Origin of the sequence: Exiguobacterium sp. s150, from assembly GCF_018618435.1 — a bacterium.
Taxonomy (GTDB): Bacteria; Bacillota; Bacilli; order Exiguobacteriales; family Exiguobacteriaceae; genus Exiguobacterium; species Exiguobacterium alkaliphilum.
The window spans coordinates 1-19,996 of the sequence record NZ_JACSMC010000042.1 but is presented as its reverse complement, the minus strand read 5'-3'; the positions used below and the strand labels follow the sequence as shown (position 1 = coordinate 19,996).

The 19,996-nt window shown below is 55.1% G+C and carries 20 protein-coding genes and 2 riboswitches; of the genes, 7 read left to right on the top strand and 13 right to left on the bottom strand.

Translation table 11 applies throughout. The features are described from left to right. Positions 1-120 precede the first annotated feature (120 nt). A complete protein-coding gene (locus KNP76_RS14435) occupies positions 121-501 on the bottom strand; it encodes a DUF302 domain-containing protein (RefSeq protein WP_214844916.1) in 381 nt (126 codons plus the stop codon). Between the two features lie 169 nt (positions 502-670). Here KNP76_RS14435 and KNP76_RS14430 point away from each other — a divergent pair, with 169 nt between their 5' ends. Further along, positions 671-1,069, top strand: coding sequence for a Spx/MgsR family RNA polymerase-binding regulatory protein (locus KNP76_RS14430; protein ID WP_235193442.1), 399 nt, complete (start codon positions 671-673; stop codon positions 1,067-1,069). Positions 1,070-1,097: 28 nt separating this feature from the next. On the opposite strand, the gene KNP76_RS14425 is transcribed toward KNP76_RS14430, so the two are convergent. From KNP76_RS14425 to KNP76_RS14405, 5 genes are all read right to left on the bottom strand, one after another. Then, on the bottom strand, positions 1,098-1,760 hold the full coding sequence (locus KNP76_RS14425; RefSeq protein ID WP_034808133.1) for a methionine ABC transporter permease: 663 nt from the start codon (positions 1,758-1,760) through the stop codon (positions 1,098-1,100). Next, complete coding sequence (locus tag KNP76_RS14420; protein WP_034808135.1) at positions 1,732-2,766, bottom strand: methionine ABC transporter ATP-binding protein; 1,035 nt, start codon at positions 2,764-2,766, stop codon at positions 1,732-1,734. Before KNP76_RS14420 ends, KNP76_RS14425 begins: the two co-directional genes overlap by 29 nt. A 9-nt stretch (positions 2,767-2,775) precedes the next feature. Next, entirely contained in the window at positions 2,776-3,597 is an 822-nt protein-coding gene (locus KNP76_RS14415) for a MetQ/NlpA family ABC transporter substrate-binding protein (protein ID WP_214844915.1), read from the bottom strand. A gap of 75 nt (positions 3,598-3,672) precedes the next feature. Further along, a riboswitch (SAM riboswitch) is annotated at positions 3,673-3,776 on the bottom strand. 40 nt (positions 3,777-3,816) lie between these two features. Beyond that, entirely contained in the window at positions 3,817-4,833 is a 1,017-nt protein-coding gene (locus tag KNP76_RS14410; protein WP_214844914.1) for an iron-containing alcohol dehydrogenase family protein, read from the bottom strand. Then, on the bottom strand, positions 4,830-6,005 hold the full coding sequence (locus tag KNP76_RS14405; protein ID WP_214844913.1) for an aminotransferase class I/II-fold pyridoxal phosphate-dependent enzyme: 1,176 nt from the start codon (positions 6,003-6,005) through the stop codon (positions 4,830-4,832). The genes KNP76_RS14410 and KNP76_RS14405 overlap by 4 nt, the downstream gene beginning before the upstream one ends. 77 nt (positions 6,006-6,082) lie before the next feature. Further along, positions 6,083-6,183, bottom strand: a riboswitch (SAM riboswitch). A gap of 171 nt (positions 6,184-6,354) precedes the next feature. Here KNP76_RS14405 and KNP76_RS14400 point away from each other — a divergent pair. The 3 genes from KNP76_RS14400 to KNP76_RS14390 all read left to right on the top strand — a co-directional run bounded on the left by KNP76_RS14400 (position 6,355) and on the right by KNP76_RS14390 (position 10,581). Then, positions 6,355-7,455, top strand: coding sequence for an AI-2E family transporter (locus KNP76_RS14400; RefSeq protein WP_214844912.1), 1,101 nt, complete (start codon positions 6,355-6,357; stop codon positions 7,453-7,455). A 246-nt stretch (positions 7,456-7,701) separates the two neighbouring features. Continuing rightward, positions 7,702-8,946, top strand: coding sequence for an MDR family MFS transporter (locus KNP76_RS14395; protein ID WP_214844911.1), 1,245 nt, complete (start codon positions 7,702-7,704; stop codon positions 8,944-8,946). Positions 8,947-9,087: 141 nt separating this feature from the next. Then, positions 9,088-10,581 (top strand): peptide MFS transporter, encoded by a 1,494-nt coding sequence (locus KNP76_RS14390; protein WP_214844910.1) that lies wholly within the window; start codon positions 9,088-9,090, stop codon positions 10,579-10,581. A 43-nt stretch (positions 10,582-10,624) separates the two neighbouring features. On the opposite strand, the gene KNP76_RS14385 is transcribed toward KNP76_RS14390, so the two are convergent. Beyond that, positions 10,625-11,920 (bottom strand): glutamine synthetase family protein, encoded by a 1,296-nt coding sequence (locus KNP76_RS14385; RefSeq protein WP_214844909.1) that lies wholly within the window; start codon positions 11,918-11,920, stop codon positions 10,625-10,627. Positions 11,921-12,113: 193 nt separating this feature from the next. Between KNP76_RS14385 and KNP76_RS14380 the strand changes: the two genes are divergently transcribed. Next, positions 12,114-13,148 (top strand): SDR family oxidoreductase, encoded by a 1,035-nt coding sequence (locus KNP76_RS14380; RefSeq protein WP_214844908.1) that lies wholly within the window; start codon positions 12,114-12,116, stop codon positions 13,146-13,148. Positions 13,149-13,186: 38 nt separating this feature from the next. Here KNP76_RS14380 and KNP76_RS14375 read toward each other — a convergent pair whose 3' ends face one another. Beyond that, complete coding sequence (locus KNP76_RS14375) at positions 13,187-13,510, bottom strand: YflT domain-containing protein (protein ID WP_034806639.1); 324 nt, start codon at positions 13,508-13,510, stop codon at positions 13,187-13,189. Positions 13,511-13,611: 101 nt separating this feature from the next. Beyond that, the gene (locus tag KNP76_RS14370) at positions 13,612-13,839 is read right to left on the bottom strand and encodes a hypothetical protein (RefSeq protein WP_214844907.1); all 228 of its coding nucleotides are present in this window, start codon (positions 13,837-13,839) and stop codon (positions 13,612-13,614) included. Positions 13,840-13,923: 84 nt separating this feature from the next. On the opposite strand from KNP76_RS14370, the gene KNP76_RS14365 reads away from it, so the two are divergent. Both KNP76_RS14365 and KNP76_RS14360 read left to right on the top strand, forming a co-directional pair. Next, positions 13,924-14,982, top strand: a complete 1,059-nt coding sequence (locus KNP76_RS14365) for a GTP pyrophosphokinase (RefSeq protein WP_251137517.1) — start codon at positions 13,924-13,926, stop codon at positions 14,980-14,982. Between the two features lie 89 nt (positions 14,983-15,071). Then, on the top strand, positions 15,072-15,509 hold the full coding sequence (locus KNP76_RS14360; protein ID WP_034806634.1) for a MarR family winged helix-turn-helix transcriptional regulator: 438 nt from the start codon (positions 15,072-15,074) through the stop codon (positions 15,507-15,509). A 450-nt stretch (positions 15,510-15,959) separates the two neighbouring features. Here the strand turns inward: KNP76_RS14360 and KNP76_RS14355 are convergent, their stop codons facing one another. From KNP76_RS14355 to KNP76_RS14340, 4 genes are all read right to left on the bottom strand, one after another. Continuing rightward, positions 15,960-16,514 carry a class F sortase gene (locus KNP76_RS14355; RefSeq protein WP_245175454.1) on the bottom strand — a complete coding sequence of 185 codons (555 nt, stop codon included), beginning with the start codon at positions 16,512-16,514 and terminating at the stop codon, positions 15,960-15,962. A 34-nt stretch (positions 16,515-16,548) separates the two neighbouring features. After that, positions 16,549-17,349: a DUF4397 domain-containing protein gene (locus tag KNP76_RS14350; RefSeq protein ID WP_034806629.1), complete on the bottom strand. Its 801-nt coding sequence runs from the start codon at positions 17,347-17,349 to the stop codon at positions 16,549-16,551. A gap of 255 nt (positions 17,350-17,604) precedes the next feature. After that, entirely contained in the window at positions 17,605-18,336 is a 732-nt protein-coding gene (locus KNP76_RS14345; protein ID WP_251137516.1) for a glycerophosphodiester phosphodiesterase, read from the bottom strand. Continuing rightward, on the bottom strand, positions 18,323-19,789 hold the full coding sequence (locus KNP76_RS14340) for a carboxypeptidase M32 (RefSeq protein WP_214844906.1): 1,467 nt from the start codon (positions 19,787-19,789) through the stop codon (positions 18,323-18,325). The genes KNP76_RS14345 and KNP76_RS14340 overlap by 14 nt, the downstream gene beginning before the upstream one ends. Between the last annotated feature and the right edge of the window lie 207 nt (positions 19,790-19,996).

Here is a 19,996-nt window from a genome sequence, read left to right as displayed (position 1 = left end):
CAAAAACACCTCCGATGCTAGCACTTTTTTTAAGTGTACCACTGCGAAGGTGTTTTTATATTGTCTCAAAAATTTAGGTTAGCCCAATTTCATTTAGCGAAATAGTCTTTTTTTGTTCTATTAGTGCAACATAGCGCTTGAAGTTAGTGCGAAATAAAACCATAATTTACAGACTTGGAGTGAATCGTCCTCAATCAGCTCGATCAATCTCGTCGGCTTCGGCATGCCGACATGCGTCGCCCCGTCTTTCGTGAAGACGGCTAGTTTACATGGAAGGAAATAGCCGCCCTTGCGATGCGCCGTCAACACTTTCTTCGCTTCTTTCGGGTTGCACACCTCGAGGATGCGATAGTCCCCATCAATCGCCTGCCCCTTCTCTTCAAGCGTCGCCCCGAGGTCAAAGTCCCAAAGGACGCCGAACTCTTCTTCTTTGAGCGTCCCTTTCAGCTTCTCGACGACGTCTGCGACTGATTGATCCGTCGTAACCGTATAATCGAACATATGAACTCCTCCTTAAAATATGGTCTCTTTCGTCATGTATTCTTCCGATAGGGACATCATTCCTTGGTAGACGAGAAAAAAGTCTATGTGATTTGAAACATATTCCGCTACATGACGTATGAATGATAGAAAATAGAACTATCCAACTTGACGCAAAGGAGAAGTGGTTGTGGTGACGGTCACCGTATTCACACATACTAGCTGCAGTTCTTCCCGCAAGACGATTGATTGGTTACGTGAACAGAACATCCCGTTCATCGAGAAGAAATTGACTGACCAAGGGATGTCGTTCAACGAGTTCAAAGACATGCTCCGCCTTACCGAGAACGGGACGACCGACCTGTTGTCCGTCCAAAAGAGCGTGTACAAACAGGCCGCAGACCAGCTCGATGAGATGTCGCTCCGAGAACTGTACAGTTTCGTCGCCTCGCACCCCCAGATTTTGAAGAGCCCGATCGTCGTCGACGACAATCGGATTCAAATCGGGTTTAGCGAGAAAGAGATCCGTACGTTCATCCCGCGCCATGACCGAATCGCCGAGCTGAAACGTCTGCTCGACAACAAGTAAGAGCCCTGCCGTAGCAGCGCTCTTTTTTTTATGCCTTCTTGAGTCGGGCCGCCAAGCGGTTGCCGAACGATTGAATCGATTGGACGAGCAAAATCAAGACGAAGATCGTCACGTACATGACTTCCGGCTCGAAGCGGAGATGGCCGTACTGATAGGCGATGTCTCCGAGGCCACCCGCCCCGACGAGCCCGGCCATCGCGGTCGCCCCGATCAACCCGATCGTCGCGATCGTCAGTCCGAGCACGATCGACGAGCGGGCCTCACGGATGAGGACGTACCAGATGATCTTCCGTGTCGAGATGCCCATCGCCTCGTACGCCTCGACGACGCCGCGGTCGACTTCGAGGAGCGCCGACTCCATGAGACGTGCGATGTACGGTGCCGTGAAGACGATGAGCGGGAGGAGCACCCCTTGTACCCCGATCGTCGTCCCCATGATGAACCGTGTGAACGGCAAGATGAAGAACAATAGGATGATGAACGGGATCGAACGGACCACGTTGATGACGCTCGAGAGCGCGCCGTAGACGTAACGGTTCGCCAGGCGCCCGCTCGGACGCGTCAACACGAGCAACGTCCCGAGCGGCAGTCCGATGAACGTCGAGATGACGAGGGCGATGCCTGTCATCGTCAGCGTTTGAATCGTACCGGTCCAAATCAAGTCACCCCAGTCGGCCCAGAACTGTAGCATGGTTCGTCACCTCCTTCACTTTCACGCCGCTCGCTTCGAGATAGCGGACGGCTTGGTCGGTCTTGTCGACATCCCCGTCGAGATGGATGAGCAGGTTGCCGACGAGCCCGCGTTTCAACTTCTTGATGCCGCCGCCGATGATGTTCGGGAGGAGCCCGAACCGCTTCGTCAACTGGGCGAGGACGGCCTGTTCGGTCTGGCTGCCGATGAACGACAAGTGGACGAGCGTGCCGTGCGTGCTCAGTTCCTTGACGACTTCTTCCGGCACGTCGAGGTTCGTCTTCAAGAATTTCTGCGTCGTCGCGTGGACCGGGTCGGCGAACACGTCGAGCACGTCGCCTTCCTCGACGATCTTGCCGCCGTCGATGACGGCGACACGGTCACAGATCCGTTCGATGACTTCCATCTCGTGGGTGATTAGGAAGATCGTCAAGCCGAGCTCGCGGTTAATCTCGAGCAACAAGTCGAGAATCGACTCGGTCGTCTCTGGGTCGAGTGCGCTTGTCGCCTCGTCGCTGAGGAGAATATCCGGCTCGTGCGCGAGGGCACGGGCGATGGCGACGCGTTGCTTCTGTCCGCCCGAGAGCTGTTCCGGGTAATGCTTGCGATGGTCGGTCAGTCCGACGATGTCGAGGTATTTGTCGACCCGCTGTCGGATCGTCTCTTTATCGAGCCCTTCAAGGCGGAGCGGGATGGCGACGTTTTCTTCGACCGTTGCCGTCTTCAGCAAGTTGTAATGTTGGAAGATCATCCCGATGCGGTGCCGGAGCTTCGAGAGCTCCTTTTTGCCGAGTTTCGTGATGTCCTGTCCTTCGATCTCGACCTGGCCCGACGTCGGGCGTTCGAGCAGGTTGATCATCCGGATGAGCGTGCTCTTCCCGGCACCGCTGCGCCCGATGATGCCGAAGATCTCACCTTTTTCAATCGTCAGCGACACGTCATCGAGCGCCGTGACCGTTCCTTTGTTGACGGTGAACGTCTTCTTGATCTGTTTGAGTGCGATCATAGTGCCTCCTTAAAATGCCGGGACGATCGAGCCGTTGAACGTCTCTTCGATGAACGTCCGAATCTCGTCAGAGTGGTAGTATGACTTGAGCGTCTTGACGACCTCGTCTTCTTTGTTGTCGGTCCGGACAACGACGTAGTTCGGGTACGGGTTGTCGACCGTGTCTTCATGGAAGAGGGCGTCCTCGTTGATCGAGAGCCCCGCACCCATCGCGAAGTTCGTGTTGATGGCGGCAAGCGCGACCTCAGGAAGTTGCGTCGGGAGCTGTGACGCCTCGAGCTCGATGAACTCGAGGTTGAGCGGGTTCTCGGCGATGTCTCGTTTCGTCGCCTTGTCCGTCAAGCCCTCCTTGAGCGTGATGAGACCAGCCGTCTCATAGAGGCGAAGCGCACGGAGTTCGTTCGCCGGATCGTTCGGCACGGCGACCTTGTCGCCTTCTTTCAATTCGTCGATATCGGTCAGCTTGTCCGAATAGAGCCCCATCGGGAAGGCGACCGTCTTGAACACGTCGTCAATCTTGTAGCCCTTATCCGCTTTTTGGAGCTCGAGAAACGACAGCGTCTGATAGCTGTTCACGTCGAGGCTGCCTTCAGCGAGCGCGGCGTTCGGGGTATTGTAGTCGTTGAACACTTTGATATCGAGCTCGAGCCCGTCCTCGGCGGCGAGCTTCTTCACTTCCTCGGCGATTTGTTGGTGCGGCCCCCCGGTCACACCGATCGTGATCGACTCGTTGCTGAGCGCCTCGCTCGCATCCGATTGTCCGCAAGCTGACAGCGCGATCGCGGCGAGTAACGATGTCCCGGCAAGGACTGACTTTGATTTGATGTTCATTTAATGATTCCTCCTTTAATATGAAAAGCCCGCCACTCATCAAGAGAGGCGGGCACGACACAGCGAAGTCGGACACGCTCATCTCCCAGACGCTTCCGCCTGTTGGAATTAGCACCATGATCTTACGATCTGGTTGCCGGGTTTCATAGGGCCAGTCCCTCCACCGCTCTTGATAAGCAAACGTTCAATTTAATTGTCTTAATCTTACTCATTATTCTTTTATTTGTAAATAGTTTTCTGCAAATTTTCAAGAATTATTTTCAAATAGTCATAATCAATCGGTTCAGGCAACTGTTGGAGCGTCGTCTCCCTCATCACTGCTGCCACGAGGAACGGGATCTCGTCCGTCGAAAGACCGAGCGCCTCGAGCGTCGTCGGGGCCTCAACCGTTTCGAGCCATGCCCGAAGCCGAGCCACGTCTTCCGAGCCGCGTAGCGATTCTTGGACGAGCAACCCGAAGCCGACCTTGTCCCCGTGCAGGAACGGATGCGTCGTCTCGAACTGACTGAGCGCGTTATGGACGGCGTGCGCGACGGCGACCCGTGTCCCGGCGTCGCCGAACCCACCGACCGCCCCACCGATGGCGAGAACGTGGTCGACCGCATAACGCGTCCCTTCCCCATACGAGCGGAAGGCGGTCTCGGTCAATTCGAGCTCGAGTAGGCGATGACATTGCTTGGAGAGCGCGAGTCCGGCATCGACGCCGGCATCGGTCGAGGCGTCCCCGCTCAAATAGCGGGCCTCATAAAACTTCGCGACCGTGTCGATGACGCCGGCTCGATAATAATCATACGGCGATGATGCGATGACCCGGGCGTCGACGATGACACGTTCGATGACGACCCGGAAGACGTCATAGCGGTCGTAGCTCCCGTCGTCGCGATAGACGACGCTGAGCGGGGTGAACGCCGCACAGTTGGAGGCGAGCGTCGGGATGACGATGAGCGGGACGCCGTTCCGTACGGCGACGAGTTTGGCCGTGTCGACGAGCTTGCCGCCACCGACGGCGATGAGGACGTCCGCCCCGTCGAGGTCGACGCGGTCCGCCTCACGATCCGTGCACTCTCCTCGGAACGTCGTTACCGGATAGGTTTGAATCGAAGGGAGTAACCGTTCGACGGTCGGGTAGCCGTTTTGCCCGCGCAACACGTGGACCGAACGAGCGCCGATTAGTTCGTCGAGACGATCGAGCGCGTCAGCGGCGTGATCATACTCGAGCACGGCTTGACGGATCACGCCCGCACCTCTTCATAGGCGGCGAACAGCCGCTCGATTCGCTCGACGGCCTCGTCAATCTTCGGCTCCGGGGAGACGAGTCCGAAACGCACGTAGCGCTCCCCTTCGGTGCCGAAGAAATAGCCCGGTGTCACGGCCACGCCTGCCTCATGAAGCAGCTTTTTGGCGAACGAGGCGGAATCGCCTTCCGGCACTCTCGCCCAGACGAAGAACGAGCCTTTCGGGGCCGTCACCTCCCAGCCGGCTTGGCGCAGGCCGTCCACCAATCGGTCGCGCCGCGTCTCATACAGACGGGACAAGTCATCTCGAATCGACTTCGGTGACTCGAGTGCGGCGACGGCCGCTTCTTGAATCGCGGAGAAGACGCTGACATGGACGTGGTCTTGATACGTGTTGATCGCCTCGATGATGTCTTTGTTGCCGACGGCGAAGGCGACGCGCCAGCCGGACATGTTGAACGCCTTCGACATCGTGTACACTTCGATGCCGACCTCTTTCGCCCCGTCGGCTTGAAGGAAGCTCGGCGACACGTGCCCGTCAAAGCCGATGCTGCCATAGGCGAAGTCGTGGACGACCATCAATTCCTGCTCTCGGGCGAAACGGACCGTGTCCTCGAAGAATTGTGGCGTCGCGACGGCGCCGGTCGGATTGCTCGGATAGTTCAAATACATGAGCCGCGCCCCGTGCGTATCGAGCGTCTTGTAATTCGGTAGAAAATCGTTGGCTTCTGTCAGGACGAGGTCATGCACGACCGAACCGGCCAGCCGTGCGCCCGATATATAATCCGGATAGCCCGGATTCGGGAGCAAGATGCCTTCCCCCGGTTCAAGGACACATTGTGGGAGCGTGATCAGCCCCGATTTCGACCCGATTAAAATCGCGACTTCCGTCTCGGCATCGACGTCGACTCCATACTCGTCCAAGTAGAACGTCGACACCGCCTGTTTCAATCGGCTTTGCCCACGGAACGGGCCGTACTGATGGGTCTCCGGGTTCGCGAGCGCCGTCTCGAGCGCCTCGCAGATCGGTTTCGGCGTCGGCAAGTCCGGCGTGCCTTGCCCGAGCCGGATGATATCGGCCCCGGCCTGTTCGAGCGCGGCCACTTCTTTCGCGAGCCCGACGAAGTGCTGTGGGGGTAAAGTCTTAAGTAAGTTTGAACGTCTGTCTGCCATGGATGGTCCTCCTATGCAAAAAACACCCCTTTCCGAGGAAAGGGGTGTCGAGATACAGACGTATTCAAACAACCACCTTCCCATCTCTCAAGGTTACCTTGCTGGAATTAGCACAGTATTGAAACAATCTGTTGCTGAAGCTTCATCGGGCCAGTCCCTCCGCTTCTCTTGATAGAAAGTGTTTATATGCGATTTATGTGTAATATGTCCTTAAGTAAACCAAACGTTCCCATTGCTGTCAATCCTTATTTTGAAAAATGACGAAGTGCGCTTGAAACCCTGAAAAAAAACGGTCATAGTAAAAGAAGAACGTTATTCTGAAAAAAATGTAGGGTAAGGGGTTGGACTCGTGGAGCTAAACCGGCAATTGATTTGGAAACTAACAGTGATCGGCCTGATTTTACTCGTCTTATGGCGGGTCATCAGCGAACCGGACACGATTTCACGCGTGTTGCAGTATACGTTTCAACTATTGACCCCCGTCATCATGGGGATCGCGATCGCCCTCTTGTTGAACACGGTGCTGTCGTATATGGAGGAGCGATTCTCGTTGAAACGATACCAAGGCCTCTTAATCGTCTACGTGACGTTCATCGGGCTGCTCGTCATCTCGGCCATGACGCTGTTCCCACGCATCTATTCGAGCGTCGCCTCGCTCATCGAGGAGTTGCCGTTTTATATCCGGCAACTTGACGGCTTCGTCGGTCAGTTGAATGCGTTTTTGCAAGATTACAATGAGACGATCGCCCAGACGATCGACTTCAAGCGGTTCGAGGAGCGTTACTCGGGCTGGGTCCAGACGGCCGTGTTGTCGTCGGTCAGTTACGTCTCGAGCTTCACGATGACGCTCATCAACTTCTTGATTGGGATTGTCATCTCCATCTATCTATTGAAAGACAAAGAAGTGTTCGCCCGGATGTTCAAACGTCTGTTGTATGCGCTGTTCCCTGTCGCCACGGCGAAGACGACGATTGACATCTTCCAGGAGATGGATTACATCTTCAAACGTTACATCATCGGCAAATCGCTCGACTGTCTCATCATCGGTGTGATGGCCGTCATCGGTCTACTCATCATCGGGGCACCGTACGCCCTCTTGCTCGGGGTCATCATCGGAATCTTAAACTTCATCCCGTATGTCGGGCCGCTCCTCGGGATGATTCCGGCGTTCATCATCACGTACTTTTACGACCCGTTCACGGCCGTCCTCGTCCTCGTGTTCATCTTCCTGTTGCAACAGTTCGATGGATTGTGGCTCGGACCTAAAATTCTCGGCGACAGCGTCGGGATCACGCCGTTTTGGGTCATCACGTCGATCATCATCGGCGGCAGCCTCTTCGGCCTCGTCGGCATGTTCATCAGCGTTCCTGTCACGGCGATGATTCAAGTCATCCTGTCACGTCTCATCGACTATCGATTGTCACGAAAGAATTTGAACGAACTGCTCTAAAATAAGTTGACACATTCAAACAATCTGTCATACAGTTTAGCTGTAGACAACTATTAGAAAGGAGGCTGCCCCATGTCAGTCATGAACGGACTACAGACGAAACTTCATACTGACAGACAGGCGCCTTGACTTTCGTGATAATCGAACGGTTCCGCCTGTCTTTCGAGGCATGCGTAGACAAAGGGACGAGTATGCCTCCGTGCATGCTTCGTCCCTTTTTATTTTCTAAGAAACAGGTGAACCCGTATGTATCAATCACTCAAGCGGCTCGACCGCAACATTTGGATCCGTTTCCTCGGCGAGACGATCACCGGCGTCATGATGTTCATGATTGCCCCGTTCCTCGTCCTCTATTATAGTGACAAGCTCGACAGTTACGTCCAGGTCGGGGTCATCCTCGCGACCGGACCGATCATGGCGCTCATCGGCTCGGTCGTCGGCGGGCGTCTCGCCGACCTTTACGGACGTAATCCCGTCATGATGACGGCCATCGTCGGGGATGCGCTCGCACTCGTCGGCTTCGCCTTCGCCGATACGTTCTGGCCGCTCCTGCTCTTGAACGCGATGCTCGGCTTGACGAATTCGTTGTTCCATCCGGCCGCGAGCGCCATGGTCGCGGACGTGACCGAGCCGGAGCAGTTGAACGAGGCGTTCGGCCTACTCCGGATGGGGCACAACATCGGGGCCGCGTTCGGACCGCTCCTCGGCAGTGCCGTCCTCTTTCTCGACCGCCAGTATATCTTTTTCGCGGCGGCGGTCGTGTTCGGGCTCTACTCGCTCGTCCTAGCCAAGTTCATCCGTGAGACGTTGCCCGAGACGACCGAACACGAGACGTTGTCGAACCAAGACGTGTTGCGCATCTTCGCCCAGGACCGGGTCTTCCTTGTCTTCATCTTTGCCGGCATCTTCATCTCGATGGGGTTCGCCATCGTCGAGAGCATGTTGCCGCTCTTCTTGCGTGAGTCGCTGCCGACGTTCACGGACCGGCAAAATCCGTTCGCTTACTTGCTCGCCCTGAACGGCATCATGGTCGTCTTGTTCCAGTTCCCGATCGCCTCGAAGCTCGGCCAGAAGCCGTTCGGGAACGTCATGCTCGCCGGGGCGACCGTGTTCGGTGTCGGCATGATGCTTCTCGCCATCGTCCCGCGTCTCCTCTATTCACTCGGCACGCCATATCTCATGCTCGTCTCCGTCCTCCTCGCCGTCTATGCGTTTTACACGCTCGGCGAGATGATCATGTCGCCTGTCCAGCAAACGTTCATCGCCATGATCGCGCCCGAGAATATGCGCGGGGCCTACAACGGTGCCGCCAGCATCCAGTGGTTGATTGGCGGTGTGACGGCGCCGCTGTTCGCGAGTTTGTTCTTCAACCGGGGCGCCGGGCACGTGGCGCTGCTCCTCGTCGGCATCGCCAGTTGCGTCTCCGGTCTCATCTACTGGCAGCTCGGACGCAAAGTCCGGGCGGCAGAAGCGAAACAGAAGACGGCCTGACCGGTAAAACACACTAAACCTTGTTGGTTAGTGTGTTTTTTGATTTCATTTCAAATGGATTAAATTTTGAAACAGAGATTCAATTTTACTTTACAAACATAACGGTTCTTTTTATGATATGAAAGTTGGGAGGAATCTTTCATGGAAAGAATCGATAAACAGAAAATCGTGGACAGTGTGCCACAAAAAGGATTTTTCGGACAGCCAAAAGGGTTGTTCACGTTGTTCTTCACTGAATTTTGGGAACGTTTCTCGTATTACGGGATGCGGGCCATCCTCGTCTTCTACATGTATTACGAGGTGTCCGAGGGTGGACTCGGCTTAGACCGCAACGTCGCCTTGTCGATCATGTCGGTGTACGGGGCGCTCGTCTATATGTCCGGCGTCATCGGCGGTTGGCTCGCCGACCGTGTCTTCGGGACGTCACGGGCCGTATTCTATGGCGGCGTGTTCATCATGCTCGGCCATATCGTCTTGTCTGTTCCTGGGAGTCTGACGTTCTTGTTCATCTCGATGGGACTCATCGTCATCGGGACCGGTCTCTTGAAACCGAACGTCTCGAGTATCGTTGGCGACTTGTATCATGAGACCGATCGTCGTCGGGACGCTGGTTTCAGTATCTTCTATATGGGGATCAACCTTGGGGCGTTCATCTCCCCGCTCATCGTCGGTCAAGTCCAGGCCGATTACGGCTTCCATTGGGGCTTCGCCCTCGCCGCCGTCGGAATGTTCATCGGGCTTGTCGTCTTTATCGTCACGAAGAAAGGAAACCTCGGTCTCGCCGGTTCTTATGTGCCGAATCCGTTGACGCCAAGTGAACGAAAGAACGCCATCAAATTTACGACGATCGCGGTACTTCTCATCGGTGGGCTGCTCGCCGTTCTCATTCCGCGCGGTCTGTTCACAATCAATACGTTCATCGGACTCGTCGGTGTGTTCGGGATTACGATCCCGACGATTTATTTCATCGTCATGTATCGGAGCCCGAAAACGACCGAAATCGAACGGTCACGTATCCTTGCCTATATACCGCTCTTCATCGCCTCGGTCATGTTCTGGGCGATTCAAGAGCAAGGGGCGACGATTCTTGCGAACTACGCCGATCAACGCACAAACTTGAACTTCCTCGGTCTCGAACTGAAGGCGGCGTGGTTCCAGTCGCTCAACCCGCTCTTCATCATCCTACTTGCGCCGGTGTTCGCTTGGGTTTGGGTCCGGCTCGGCGACCGTGAGCCGAGCATCCCGGTCAAGTTCGCGTTCGGGATTCTATTCGCCGGACTCAGCTTCTTGGTCATCTTGCTACCGGCTTACTTCGGTGGGCCGAATACGCTCGTCAATCCGCTCTGGCTCGTCCTCAGCTACTTCATCGTCGTCCTCGGCGAGCTCAGCCTGTCGCCGGTCGGACTGTCGGCGACGACGAAACTCGCGCCGGCGGCCTTCTCGGCCCAGACAATGTCGCTCTGGTTCTTGTCGAACGCGGCGGCCCAAGGGATCAACGCCCAGCTCGTCCGCTTCTACTCACCAGAAAACGAGATGATTTACTTTGGGGTCATCGGTGGCGCCGCTATCGTCCTCAGTCTCATCTTGTTCGCCCTTGCACCGGTCATCAAACGCTATATGCGCGGGATCCACTAAAAAGACGCCATTCCTCAACTAAGAGGAATGGCGTCTTTACTTGTTACTTGCGCACTTGGATGAGCGACAAGTAACGATCGATCAAATCTTCGCTGAAATAGTTGTGGAAGCTGTCCGACTTGAGCGATTGGATCGACTCATGGAACGTCGCCGGGAGTGAGGCGATGCCTTGGCTCTCAATCTGTTTCGCCGAGTACTCGAACAAGTCGTCCTCGTTCGGCGCCGACGGTTCGAGTCGTTGCTCGATCCCTTCGAGGCCGGCATAGATGAGTGCGGCGAGCGCCAAGTACGGGTTCGCACTCGGGTCCGGGTTGCGGACTTCGACGCGTGTCGCACTACCGCGCGATGCCGGAATCCGGATCATCGAGCTTCGGTTCGACGGGCTCCAGCAGATGTTGACCGGTGCCTCGAAACCAGGGACGAGACGTTCATACGACTCTGGGAGCGGGTTCGTGAAGATGGCCGTCGCCCGGGCATGTTTCAAAATCCCTTCGATGAAGTGACGGGCCGTCGTAGACAGACCGTAATCCGAATCCGGCTCCTCGAAGGCGTTGTCTGTCGGCTTCCCGTCTCTGTCGTTCTTCCACACCGAGATGTTCAAGTGCATCCCCGAACCGTTCACATCGCGGAGCGGTTTCGGTAGGAACGACACTTTCGCGCCTTTCTCTTGGGCAGCGAGCTGGACGATCTCCTTGAAGAACTGGATGTTGTCGGCCGTATGGAGCGCATCGTCATACTTGATGCCGATCTCATGCTGGGCCGGTGCCACTTCGTGGTGGACCGCTTCGATATTGAAGCCGACTTCACTGAGTCGGTTGGCAATATGTTGGCGCACCTCATAGCCTTTGTCTTCCGAGCGGGTCGAGAAGTATCCGGCCTCATCATAAAACTCGCCGTTCTCGTCAAAGATGAAGAACTCCGGTTCGGCTCCGACGAAAATCGAGTAGCCGTCACGGGCAGCACGCTCGAGCGCATCTTTCAAGACGTTCCGGGGATCGAACTCGTAACGTTCCCCATCAGGTGTGCAAACGTCACAGAAGAAGGCGAGGATGCTCTCTTCACCGTCTTTTTCGTACCGTGGACGATCTAAATCCGGGCGTAAGAATAAGTCTGAGTTTTTGATGGAAGAGAACCCGTCGATGGACGAGCCGTCGAACATCGTTTTCCCTTCAAAGACTTCCGGCAACAATTTCGCAGACAGCGTCAATAGCTTCAAATCTCCGAGGACGTCCGAGAAATACAGATGGATTTGGGTGATCCCTTTCTCTTCGACCTCTTTCTCAATCTCTGCTTGCTGCTTCCTGTAGCCATCCTTATCAGTTCCGAATAGATTTGCCATGATTCTAAAAAACCTCACTTAAGTTATTTGACAGGTCATCACTGTCATGACGTACCGTTTCGTACGCTTCTCTTTAGTTCATAACCCACTTTAAAAATTGTTAAACCCCAAATTTGAAAACACGAATCAAAGTAGCTTGAAACCTTCCTTGTTGGTATGATGGAGAAAGACTGAACGAGAGAGGAAGAACGCTGTGAACATTTTTATGACAGGTGCGACTGGATTTTTAGGGGGACGGCTCGCGAAAGAGTTGATCGCGCGAGGCCATCGCCTCCTCGTCCTCGCCCGCTCACCCCAAAAAGTAAACAACGCCTTTACCCCGAGAGAGCGCGAGTCGATTGAGGTGCTCGCCGGTGATTTGACGTCGCCACTCCTCGGGGCGGACGAGACGTTCATCGAACGACATCACGGAAACGTGGCCCTCGTGCTCCACATGGCCGCGCTCGTGAAGTTCGACGAAGAACTTCGCGATGAGCTGTTCGAGACGAACTTGACCGGGACAAAACAAGCGCTCGAGTTGGCGAAAGCGCTCGGATGCCCCCGATTCTTCCATGTGAGCACGGCCTACACGCTCGGTGCGCAGGAAGTCGGGCATGAGACGCTCTATACAAACCAGACGTTCCACAACCCCTATGAGGAGAGCAAGGCCCACGCCGAACGTGCCGTCTGGGAAACACGGGATGAACTCGACGTCTCGATATTCCGACCGGCGATCATCGTCGGCGATTCAAAGACCGGAGAGGCCGACTCGAAGTTCACGATGTACGGGTACATGCGCGCACTCGAAGTGTTCAAGCGTCGCCTCGAGCGACGTGCGGCCCCGTCAGGCCCGATTCGGCTCGTCGGTTCAGAGACCGGGACGTCGAACCTCGTCCCGGTCGACTATGTCGCGGACGTCCTGCTCGCGGCGATTGAACACGCCCGCCCGAGCACAATCTATAACGTCACGAACGACACGCCGCCACGGAACGCCGACATGCTCGAGTTCATGAAAGAGGCGCTCGCCTTCCCGCACTTGAAGATCACCGATACGCCGACGTCGTCGCTCAGTTCGGTCGAGGAGACGTTCAACGAGATGGTGAAAGTGTTCAACCCGTACTTGGACCGTGATATCCGCTTCACCGATGCGAACACGAAACAGTTGCTCGCCGATGCCGGCTTTCAACCACTCGATTTGAACGTCCGTTCTCTGAAACGGATCGTCGACGCCTATTACGATACAAAATAAAACAAGACGGAGCTGACACGTGTCAGTTCCGTCTTGTTTTATGATTTGTCGCAGACCAACACGATTTTTCCGTCTTGAATCTCGCCTTCGAGCGATTCGACCATCTGTTTCGTCAAGCCGAGGCTCTCGAGCTGCTCGATGCGGTCGTCCGAGTTCTTCGTGAACTTGGACATGAGCGACTCCCAAAGTCCTTTCTCGGTGATCCGATACGGCTGGACACCGGCCTCGGCGGCGAGACGGAGCGTCAATTCTTCATCTTTGGCAAATAAGTAAATGTGCTCGTTCACACAGCCGCCCGACACCATCCCGTTCACTTCATGGTCGACCGACGTCATATCTCGTACGATTCTCGTTTCTAACATCCTTCATCCTCCTAAACGTTCACAGTCAAAATCGAATAATATACTATTCCCAAAAAATGAGCGCTAAAACCCGATTTCTGACGGATTGTTTGAAGGATGGTTCATGTGAACGTGACGGACCAAGATTCGATGTTGAAATGTTCGACGAGTTGACCGATCCGTGCCTGCTCGTCTTCTCCCGAATGAACGCCGTCCCGTGTCGCCTTGAACGTCAGCTCTCCCTGTCTCGGGGTAATTCGTGTGATCCGATAGCCGGCCTGCTGCAATAGCGAAGCGATGATCTCGAGCTTCTCACGCTCGATTGAGCGAAACGTATGATGCGCTTTCATGTCTCTCCTCCTCGCTGACTCCTCAGTATGTACGCTCAAATCAATGATGCTATACTTATGTCAATGAGACAAGGAGTGATATGGATGCCGAAACAAGATATGAATGCGATCATGCTCGACTACTTGAATGAGAAAGAAGACTATGAGGCGTTCGCGGCCAAACTGAAGCAATTGCTCAACGAGTTGCTCGACAACGCCGGGATCCAATTCCATTCCATCGTCGCTCGGGCGAAAGAGGCCGAGAGCCTCTATGCAAAACTATCCAGGAAGCCGTATCAATATCGGTCACTTCGGGACGTACAGGACTTGGCCGGGCTACGGATCGTCACGTATTTTCATGACGATGTCCGGGCCGTCGCGCAAATCCTCGAAGAAGAGTTTCGGATCGACCGGGAACAGTCGATTGACAAATCGACGCTGCTCGATGCGAACGAGTTCGGTTACTTATCCGTCCATTACGTCGTCGGGTTGAGCGACAAGCGGCTCGCGCTCGGTGAATATGAGCGCTACCAGGAGAAAGAAGCGGAGATTCAGGTCCGCTCCATCTTGCAACACGCCTGGGCCGAGATTGAGCACGACCTCGGCTACAAGAACCCGAACGCCGTCCCCCCAGAAATCAAGCGTAGCTTCAGCCGCGTAGCCGGGCTCCTCGAGATCGCTGATTCAGAGTTCGTCAATATCCGGAAACAGCTCCGGACGTTCGAACAGGAGACGGTCGAACGAATCATTGCTTCCCCTGAAGAAGTGACGATCACCCGTGACAACTTGAACTATTATATCGCGAACGATCCGACGGTCGAGAAGCTCGACAACGCCATCTTCCAGAGCGACTGGTTGCTCGAGACGGACTTGTCGACAATCATCGAGCTGACGCGCATGTTCCATTACGCCCAGATTCGCACGTTCCACGACTTGAGCGAGACGCTCGATTTGTATTTCAACCGGGCCGTGAACTGTTCGGCGCTTCTCCCGTCTTCGCTCCTTCCCCGTCAAGGGATGGGTGTCGTCTATGCGGTTCTCGCCAAACTGCTCGTGGAAGGGGACGACCAACAGATTGAGTTTTTCTTCCGTCGCTTCTATCCAGACTTAAAACATTATGACGAAATCATCCAACAATTACGGATCCGGGAAGAGCCGACATAACTTTACAGACTTCATGTTTTTATTGTAGAATGTTTTTATGTACTGAAATATATGCAAATAATGATTTTAAGTAGGAGGTACTTCCGAGGATGACAACCCCTGTACAAACAGCATCCCGCCGTCAGCTCGTCGCTGACGCCGAACGCGGGATCCGCATGAACTATCGTGGAGTGAAAAAAAACCTCCGGGCGATGTTCTCACAGTATTTGACGCGTAACGAATTTTTCATCCTTCGGTCACTCTGCCAAACGAGTCCCCAAATCGCTTCGGCACTCTCGAACGAGTTCCAGTTCTCGGCCTCGATGATCACGGCACTCGCAGATGAGTTGACGAAGAAAGGACTCATCTCGCGTGAACGGAGCGAGCGCGACCGCCGCGTCGTCGAACTCCAAGCGACTGAAGAAGGCCGCGCCTTGTTCGAGACGTTAGAAGACATGAAAATCGAGTACTTGATGGACGTGTTCGAGGACTTCTCTGACGAAGAGCTCATCGTCTTGTCGAAGTTGCTCGACCGTATGGACGCGTAACGGTTTACGACGACATCAAAATAAGCCATGGACCCATCCCAATGATGGATTTATGGCTTATTTTTTTACATCTATTATTTAGTTTTCATGCGTCGCTCGATCCCGTTTCTTTTCTTCCCACCTACGTTTAGCCTCTTTATGCAAATCGTCCTCATCGCGAAGGCGCATTCCTCTTAGCTCTCGATTTATCGCGCGTGCCTGCCTTCTGACTGATCTCTTGGTTACGTAGAACCAGATTCCATAGATCGCACTCGCAAGGAACAAGCTCCAAGCGGCCTGTTCTGTGGCGATATAGACGAGAAGGTACATCATTAGCCAAAGACCGACCGATGCGACATACTTTCTAAATGATTTGATAGTTATCTTCCCCGTTCCGCGTCCTGAATAAAAGTGACGACACCCCATTTAACAATAAACAGCCCGGAGTGGCAATCACTCCGGGCCATCGATTTAATTTCGTATGAGCTTCGCCGTCACGATGATTCGATCGCGATACCCACGTTCAGGGTCATAAGGCCCTGCACAGGTGATCAGTTGTAACCGTTCGGATTGTGTGGCCGCGAAGATGGAAGCGAGCGGCACGTCCTCGAGCCGGTATCGATTCACGGATACGACCTCATACTGTGCGACTCGCTCGTCACGTTGGAGCGTCACCGTCTCTCCGAGTTGTAACGTGGCGAGTTCGCTGAAGATGGCCGGACCTTGGAGATCGTCCAAATGTCCGGATAAGACGACGTTGCCGATTGCGCCGGCACGTGCGCCGTATTGATACCATCCGACTGCATTGACGTCATCCGGCGTGTCCATCCGGTCGAGTCGGTCTTTCCCGACCGGTTCGATTGTCGCATCGACATCAATGGATGGGATGATGAGTCGTTTTGGGATGAACGTTTCCCGGTGAAACGACTGCCGACTGACCTCGGTCGAGGCGAGGACGAGCGGTTCGGCGAATCCGACGGTTGGGAGTCGGAACTCTTTGTCCGGCGCATCGACCTCAGCGGCCATCGAGAGAAACGCGAACGATCCAATCAGTAAAAGCTTAGGCGTCTTGCTGCTTACGACGAAAGACGTAGAAGCCAGCCGCTGCCGCACCGAGGACTGCTGCTGCGAGCAACCAGTTCATTGAAGCAGTCTGGGCGAGTCCGCCTTGTCCAGTCTCAGGAGCTCCAGCCATTTCCCCGCCGTCTGCTGCGAGCAATACTTCAAACGCTGGTTCACCTTCGAGGAGTCCGATCGCGAATGCCGTGTAGTTTTTACCACCTTCAAGGGCGACACCGTCGAGCGCTTTCACGACGTCCGTTGCGCCGGCTGGGCGAACTTCGAGGTCATACGTTCCGGCGTCAAGTGTACCGTAGTCAGATACCGCTTTGAACTCGAGGTTCGAGAAGAGCGGGTCTCCGCCTTTCGGTGCCACATCGACCGCTGGCGCGTCTGGTGCGAAGTGAGCGACACGGACTTTCGACTTGCCATCTTCGAAGTTGGCGTCATCTTCCATCGCTGCGATTTCGATGTTCTCGAGTTGTCCAATCGCTGCAGCGGTATAGAATTTGCCAGCTTCAAGTGAGAGATCCGCTGCGACGACGACCGTCTCAGCGTCACCGGCTGGTTTGATTTCGACGTTATAGTCGCCGGCTGGTAGTGTCAAATAGTCAGTGAGCGCTTTGAACTCTGCGCCTTCGACCGCGACTTCGCCGTTGACATACACATCGACCGCCGGAGCATCAGGTGAAGCGTGAAGCACCCGGACCATCGCATCGCCGTCGTGACCGTCCGCGCTGACTGGTAAGACGAGTGCGAACGCGAGAGCGAGCGTTCCGAGTAGAGACATCAGTTTCTTCATGTGAAATTTCCTCCCTTTTCCCCTTAAGTGTGACCGATGGACTACGTACAACAGATTTGGTGTAGTGCTGCATAGCGTGCTACATCTGATTGCTATGTAGCTGGTGACATCTTAAACTTAAGACAACGGGACGATGGCGTAAAGGCGACAGTGTGTCTCGAATGTGCTGTGACGCCTTCTTCGGGTGTTACCGCTTTCTTTACAATACTGTTACTTCCCTGTCTCGATTAAATAAAAACCCCGTGACATACATTGTCACGGGGTCAAATGTGCTCGGGCCCATTCGACGTCGTTGACGAATAACGCGTCGACGCCGAGCCTGCTGAAGCGATGCAATTGTTCTTCCGTCTTGACCGTGTACGGCCGGACACGGATTCCTGCTTCGACCAATGCCTCGATTTCGGCGTCGGTTAACGCGCGGACGCTCGGATGAAGCGCATTCGCCCCGAGCTGTTTCAAATAGGAGACCGGGTCCGTCATCCGTTTTAAGGACAGGGCGGCAAGTTCATATTCGGTCGTCAACTCGCGTAAACGTCGTAACGTCTCGTGATTAAAGGAAGAGACGATAAGACGCTCGGCTGGAAAACCGGTCCGTTCAACGATTTCGATGAGACGACGCTCGATGCCCCGATAGTGCTCGACATCCGTCTTCAGCTCAAGGTTGACGAGGAGCGGTGTCGGCTTGACCAACTTGAGGAACGCTTCGAGTGTCGGAATCGGTTCCTCTCCCCCGAACCGGAACGCCGCGTTGGCTGTCCGGAGCTCGGCGAACGTCTTGTCGACGACACGGCCACGTCCGTCCGTCGTCCGCTCGAGCGATTCGTCATGGATGAGCACGAGTTCCCCGTCCCGCGTCATGTGCACGTCCGTCTCGATGCCGTCCGCACCGACCTTGATAGCGGCCTTGAACGCCGACATCGTGTTCTCTGGGTAGTGCGCCATTACCCCACGGTGGGCGTATAGCTTCATCGGCTCACGCTGTGCCATATTTGGCCGTCAAATAGCGCACGAGCGGACGGACCGAGATGTCTTCCCCCGTCACTTCCCGAATCAACTCGTTCGGTGTGAGCGATTTGCCGTGGCGATGCACGTTCGTCTCGAGCCACTGCTTGATCGGACCGAACTCCCCGCTCGCAATCCACGTGTCGAGCTCTGGGTGTTGGGCCCGTAGCGTCTCCGTCAATTGGGCCGCATAGACGAGACCGAGGGCATAGCTCGGGAAGTAACCGAACGAACCGCCCGCCCAGTGCACGTCTTGAAGCACGCCTTTCGCGTCGCTCGGGACGTCGACACCGAGGTACTCTTTATAGAGGCGGTTCCACGCCGCCGGCAGCTCGGCAACGGACAACGTGCCTTGGATGAGCGCCTTCTCGAGCTCATACCGGATGATGATATGAAGGCTGTACGTCAACTCGTCGGCCTCGATTCGGATGAGTGACGGTTTCGCCTCGTTCACCCCGGCATAGAACGTCTCGAAATCGATGGACGAAAGCGGCGGATGCTCGGCTTGTAGGCTCGGGTAGACGCTCTTCAAGAAAGCGACGCTTCGGCCGACGAAGTTCTCGAAGAACAACGACTGCGACTCGTGGATGCCCATCGAGGCACCACCGCCGAGTCCGAGTTCGTCGAGTGCGGCATCGATTTGTTGCTCATACGTCGCGTGCCCCGCCTCGTGCATCGTACCGAACAAGGCGTTCCGATAGTCGGCCTCATCATATTTCGTCGTGATGCGGACGTCCCGACGGTTGATCGTAATCTCAAACGGATGGACGGTCGCATCCAAACGACCGCGGCTCAAATCGTAGTCGACGACCCGAATCCAGTCGTGACAGATTCGTTCTTGCGCCTTCTGGTCCATCGACCAGTCGAGGGGCGCCCCCGCCTGTTTCAGTTGACGGATGAGCGGGACGAGCTCATCGCGCAGTCCTTCGAACAATCGGTCGAGTTGCGCGACCGTCATCCCTGGCTCGAAGTCATAGAGCAACGCGTCGTACGGATGTGACGCATACCCGAAATAATCGGCGAACTTCCGTTGATACGCGACAATCTTTTCTAAATATGGTGCGAACATCCCCCAGTCATCCCGTTCTTTCGCTTTCTCCCAAGCGGTCTCCGCTTCTGACACGAGCGTGACGTACGCCTGGTACTCTTCAGGCGGAATCTTCGCATTGCGTTCATATTGCGTCTTGGCGACAGACAGCGAGCGGGACTCGATTGGCGTCAATCCATCTGCCCCTTCCATCTCGTCGAGCAGTCGTTTGAACGATTCGCTCGTCTGACGCTTGAACGCCTCGGTCGAAAGATACCCGATCGTCTCCGCCCGTAACGGTGCCGACTGTTCCGGCATTTGGGTCCGCATATCCCAATAAAGTAACGAGATCGCCTCGTCGAAGGCGCGCAACTGTTTAAAATGCTCGCGCCACTGCTTTGTCAATTCCATGTCATGACCACCCCTGTTCATTTATCCTTACATCACTACTTTATTATATTCGTCAGCCGTTGCCTATCTCCGCATATGGATTTCGACACGGTTTACATTTATGGAACGGAATCCTGAGCCTTTTGACACTCCCACAGCTAAAGCAGTGGGATTCTGAAGTGCTTGTGCGAGCGCAGTCCATTTCTGTTTTGCTCAAGCCTTCAGATG